The sequence below is a fragment of the Streptomyces sp. WELS2 genome (assembly GCF_013870595.1).
Classification (GTDB): domain Bacteria; phylum Actinomycetota; class Actinomycetes; order Streptomycetales; family Streptomycetaceae; genus Streptomyces.
In genome coordinates, this window is the sequence record NZ_JACBWZ010000532.1 from 1 (window position 1) to 4470 (window position 4470).

The 4470-nt window shown below is 73.7% G+C and carries 4 protein-coding genes and 1 pseudogene; 3 read left to right on the plus strand and 2 right to left on the minus strand.

Features of this window, described 5'->3' with window-relative positions:
• Positions 1 to 59 precede the first annotated feature (59 nt).
• Together H5J33_RS24920 and H5J33_RS24925 are read right to left on the minus strand one after the other, a co-directional pair.
• Positions 60 to 443: pseudogene (locus H5J33_RS24920) on the minus strand (MFS transporter); the annotation flags it as partial.
• A 395-nt stretch (positions 444 to 838) separates the two neighbouring features.
• On the minus strand, positions 839 to 1156 hold the full coding sequence (locus H5J33_RS24925) for a hypothetical protein (protein ID WP_181797114.1): 318 nt from the start codon (positions 1154 to 1156) through the stop codon (positions 839 to 841).
• A 338-nt stretch (positions 1157 to 1494) separates the two neighbouring features.
• On the opposite strand from H5J33_RS24925, the gene H5J33_RS24930 reads away from it, so the two are divergent.
• From H5J33_RS24930 to H5J33_RS24940, 3 genes are all read left to right on the plus strand, one after another.
• Entirely contained in the window at positions 1495 to 1815 is a 321-nt protein-coding gene (locus H5J33_RS24930) for a hypothetical protein (protein ID WP_181797115.1), read from the plus strand.
• 86 nt (positions 1816 to 1901) lie between these two features.
• Positions 1902 to 2732, plus strand: coding sequence for a PP2C family protein-serine/threonine phosphatase (locus H5J33_RS24935; RefSeq protein ID WP_181797116.1), 831 nt, complete (start codon positions 1902 to 1904; stop codon positions 2730 to 2732).
• A 500-nt stretch (positions 2733 to 3232) separates the two neighbouring features.
• The gene (locus tag H5J33_RS24940; protein WP_220212724.1) at positions 3233 to 4264 is read left to right on the plus strand and encodes an MASE1 domain-containing protein; all 1032 of its coding nucleotides are present in this window, start codon (positions 3233 to 3235) and stop codon (positions 4262 to 4264) included.
• Positions 4265 to 4470 lie beyond the last annotated feature (206 nt).

Consider the following 4470-nt stretch of genomic DNA (forward strand, 5'->3'; position numbering starts at 1 on the left):
CCCCTGGACTTGGCCCCACACAACCGACAACCTTGTTACCCTTGGCCATAGCCCGATCTGGCCCGGCCCTTGGCGTCCGGCGCGACCATGCCGGTCGCCGCCGTGAGGCCGACGGCGAGGAAACCGGCGTTGGCCAGGGCCGCGACCACCCGGGTCGCGAGCAGGACGGAGAAGTCGGAGGTCAGCGCCCCGACGACATGGGCGGCCAGGAACACCCCGAGGAACACCAGCAGCGACTGCCGGCTCGGCCGGCGCCGGCCGAGCAGCGCCGCCACCGGCGCGCCCACGATCATGCCGACGGCGAAGGCGGATGTGAGCGTGCCCGCCGTGGGCACCGAGACCCCGAGGTCGCGGGCGATGTCCGGCACCAGGCCGGCCAGCATGAACTCGGACGTGCCCTGGGCGAAGACCGCCAGGCCGAGCAGGTAGAGAGCGAAAGGCATCAAGACTCCACACACCGTGTCGCGGACGGGTAGCGAGCACGCGGGACCCGCGACGGTCACGACCGGTGAGTGCGGCCGGGAGCGGACGAACGGCCGAGCGCGCGGGGCATCGCGTGCGGTCCCGGCCGGCACCGCCGCCCGCACGGGGGCGACGCGTCACACGGACGAGTGAGGAGGCACGAGGAGAAAGAGGTGCGTGCCGGTCCGGAACCCGGAGTACGGCAGCCCGGTGGTGGTCTGCGAACGACGAAAAGCCACCGGACGGCCGGTGGCTAGTGTCTGGATGCCTCGGGGCTGGACATGTCCCGCACGCTATCGCGCGGACCCGGGCGCGCGCCACCGGGTTTTCCGCGGCGGCGCGCACCCGGGTGCGGAGCCTGCGGCCCCGGTGCCGGTCAGCGCGGGTTGAAGACGACGCTGGCGAAACGGGCGCCGCTGGGCGCCGACTTGCCGGGGGCGAGCCGCGTCGCCGTTCCCTTGCACCGCTTCCGGGCGTAGACGACGAGGGTCTTCTTCGTCATGTTGCGGGCCCCGCGCGCCTCCTGGGCCATGTCGAAGCACTTGTTGTCCGGCGGGTTCTGGATGCCGTACGCCTTGCCCCCGGGTCCGGTCCAGGCGAACGTGCCGTCGACGGCGAGCGCGGAGCCCGTGGCGGTCAGGGCGAGGGTGAGACCGCCGAGCACGGCGGCGAGCGGACGACGATACAGGCGCATGGGATGTCCTTCGGGTACTTCGGGATCGGGGGACGACGGAAGACGACAACGTGGGACGGGGGACGGCAACGGAGGACGGCGGAAGACGAGGGGCGACGACGGAGGACGGCGAGCGCGGCCCGGGAGGCGGGGGAACGCGGGCCGGGCCGCCTCCGTAATCTCCCATTCCCGCCCGGTCCGCCCCGCGAGCCGACACGGACAGGTCCACCGTTCGAGTGACGGCGGGCGCCCCGCGGAGACGGCGGCGCCCGGACCGGCCGGGCGCGATGCCCCGCCGGGGCCGTGCGAAGCCCCGGAATCGGGGTAGACGGGGGGACGCCCGAGGAAAGGACCGCCTCATGACGACCTACGTGATCAGCGTCCCCGGCACCTTCACCGCCGGGATCGGGGCCGATACCCGTACCCGGCTGGCCAGGGCGCTCCGGCCCGCCGATCCGCACGGCACCCGCATGGGCAACGCGGAGGACCTGGACGTGCTCAGCGTCAACGACGACAACACCTTCACCCTGCGTCTGACCGTCGACGCCGACACCCGCCCGCACGCCGAGGAGGCGGCCCGCCGGCTCGCCGACGAGGCGTTGCGGGACGCGGGACTGGACGAACGCAGCGCACCGCTCGGACCGGCGGTGGTCACGGGAATCGACTCCGAGATCCGCTGATCATCCTAAATAGGTAAAATCTAGGCGTTTGCTGAAAATTCGGGCTGCCGGCCCGCCGAGAGTCACCGCCCCGCCGGAAGTGATCGATGCCCCGCAAGCGCTCCACGGACGAAGGCGACGAGTTGCTCGCCCGACTCGGTTCGCTCACCGCCCAGGCGCGCCGCCGCGCCCGGCTCCAGCGGACCCAGGTCGAGCTGGCCATCGCCCTCCAGCGGGGCATGCTCCCCCGGGACCTGCCCGACGCCCCCGGCGTCCATGTCGCCGTGCGGTACACGCCCGCCAACCTGGGCCTCAACGTGGGCGGCGACTGGTACGACGCCTTCACCATGCCCGACGGCCGGATAGGGCTGTCCATCGGCGACGTACAGGGGCACAACATCGAGGCCGCCGCCTTCATGGGCCAGGTCAGGGCCGGACTGCGGGCGCTCGCCTCGGTCACCGGGGAGCCCGGCGAGCTGCTGGCCCGCACCAACGACCTGCTGCTCTCCCTGGGCAGCGAACTGTTCGCCACCTGCACCTTCATGCGGCTCGACCCGGCCACCGGGGTGCTGGAGAGCGCACGGGCCGGGCACATCCCGTTCGTGTGGGCCACGGCCGACGGGAAGTCCGGGGTGGTCGACGACGAGGGCGGACCACCGCTCGGCATCGAGCGGGGCGTCGACTTCCCGGTGACCCGGCACCGGCTCACCACCGGCGGGATGTTCGTACTGCTCACCGACGGGGTCGTGGAGGGGCCCTCGCTGAACATCGAGGACGGCCTGGACCAGGTGGTCCGGCTCGCGGGCATAGCCGCCGTCGCCGGCCTGGAAGCCCACGCGCTTGCGGCGGCCGTGATCAGGGGCGCGGAAAGCGTCGGACACGAGGACGACGCCGCCGTCCTGGTCGTGGGCCTCGACGGCCCCCGCACCCCGGCCTGACCGCCCAGGCCGACTCCCGCGGCGACCGGATACCGAGCGGACCGGGTGTGGCGGCGGGATCGGTGGGCGGGGCTGCCTGTGGCGGGGTGCGCGGTCGGCGGGGATTTCGGCGTGGCGGGTGTCCCGGCGGTCGGCTTCCTTGGTGGCCGGGGGTTCAGCCGACTGGGTCCCGTGATGGCGGGGTGTTCGGCCGACCGGGTCCCTTGGTGGCGGGGTGCTCGGCCGGCGGGGTTCCGGCGTGGCCGGTGTGTCAGCGGGCGGCCGCTTTGCCGTCCGGACGTCGAGCCGGGCGGGCTTCCTGGTGGCGGGCTTCCGGCGTGGCCGGTGTCCAGTGGCGTGGCCGGTGGTCAGTGGTGCGCTCCTTGGCGGCCCGGTGTTCCGTGGGCCGGATTCCTTGGCGGCCCGGCGTTCGGTCGGCCGGGTTCCGTGGTGGTCCGGTTCAGCCATAGGGCCGGACGACACCGTGCCTCGCCTCGCCGTCCCGCGTCCGCCGGTGTGAGATGGCTGCTGTGGTGGGTATCGAGGAGCCGCGCCGACCGGGCGGCCTTGCCGTCCGGGTGGTCGCCGTCGCCGCCTGCTACTACGCGGCGGCCCGGCTCGGCCTGCTGCGCGAGCTGACCGTCGAGGGCGCCGTCGTCACCCCCATCTGGCCGCCCACCGGCGTCGCCGTCGCCGCCCTGCTGATCTTCGGCCTGCGCTGCTGGCCCGGCATCACACTCGGCGCCTTCCTCGCCGTGTCGTCCCTGACCACACCCGACGTAGAGATCCTCGGGATCCTGACCGGCAACACCGCGGCGCCCCTGTGCGCGGCGCTCCTGCTGCGCCGGGCCGGCTTCCGTACCGATCTCAGCCGGTTACGCGACGGCCTCGCCCTGGTGTTCCTGGCCGCGCTGGCGGCCATGCTGATCAGCGCCACCGTCGGAGCCGGCTTCCTGGTCCTGACGGACGGCCTGCCCCTCCGCAGCTTCTGGCCCGTCTGGCTCGCCTGGTGGGTGGGCGACGCGATGGGCGTCCTGATCGTCACCCCGCTGCTGCTGTCGCTGCACCGCGCGCGCCTGCCGCTGCTCCCGGGCCGCCGGCGGGAGGCGGCCACCCTGTCCGTCGTCGCCTGCCTGCTGGTGCCGCTGGCCGTCTACAGCCCGATCAGCACGCTGTTCCTCGTCTACCCGGTCGTCATCTGGGCCGCGCTGCGCTTCCAGCTGGTGGGAAGCGTGCTCTGCGCGCTGCTGACCTCCGTGGTGGCCACCGTCGCCGCGACCGACGGCGTCGGCGCGTTCGCCGGGCTGAGCCGGATCGAGGTGATGCTGAAACTCCAGGCGTTCAACGGAGCCACCGCCCTGACCGCGCTGCTGCTGTCCGCCGTGATCATCGAGCAGCGCAACACCCGCGACTCGGTGGAGAGGGCCTGCCAGGAACTGGTCGAGGTCCTCGAACACCTCACCGCGGGCGAGGCCCCGCCACCCAGGCCACGCCCGCACCCCGAGGGCCCGGGCGACGCCGACGACCGCTCCAGCGCGTCCGGCATCCCGTGACCGGCCCGGTCGGGCCGCACCACGACATCGCTGGACGACCCCCGTGCCGGTCGGCCCGCGCCGTGGTGTCAGCGCTTCGAGCGGTTCGTCGGTCCCTCGTCGTCGCTGCCGGGCTCGTCGGCCGGGGCCCCGGCCGACGTGGTACGGCGCCCGGGGACCGGAGGGTGTGCGGCGCCGGTCGCACCGGCCTGACCGCCGCCCGTCGT

Coding starts and splice junctions, on each gene's coding strand:
- H5J33_RS24935 (WP_181797116.1), top strand. CDS start 1,902: ATGCCCCGCAAGCGCTCCACGGACGAAGGCGACGAGTTGCTCGCCCGA.
- H5J33_RS24930 (WP_181797115.1), top strand. CDS start 1,495: ATGACGACCTACGTGATCAGCGTCCCCGGCACCTTCACCGCCGGGATC.
- H5J33_RS24940 (WP_220212724.1), top strand. CDS start 3,233: ATGGCTGCTGTGGTGGGTATCGAGGAGCCGCGCCGACCGGGCGGCCTT.
- H5J33_RS24925 (WP_181797114.1), bottom strand. CDS start 1,156: ATGCGCCTGTATCGTCGTCCGCTCGCCGCCGTGCTCGGCGGTCTCACC.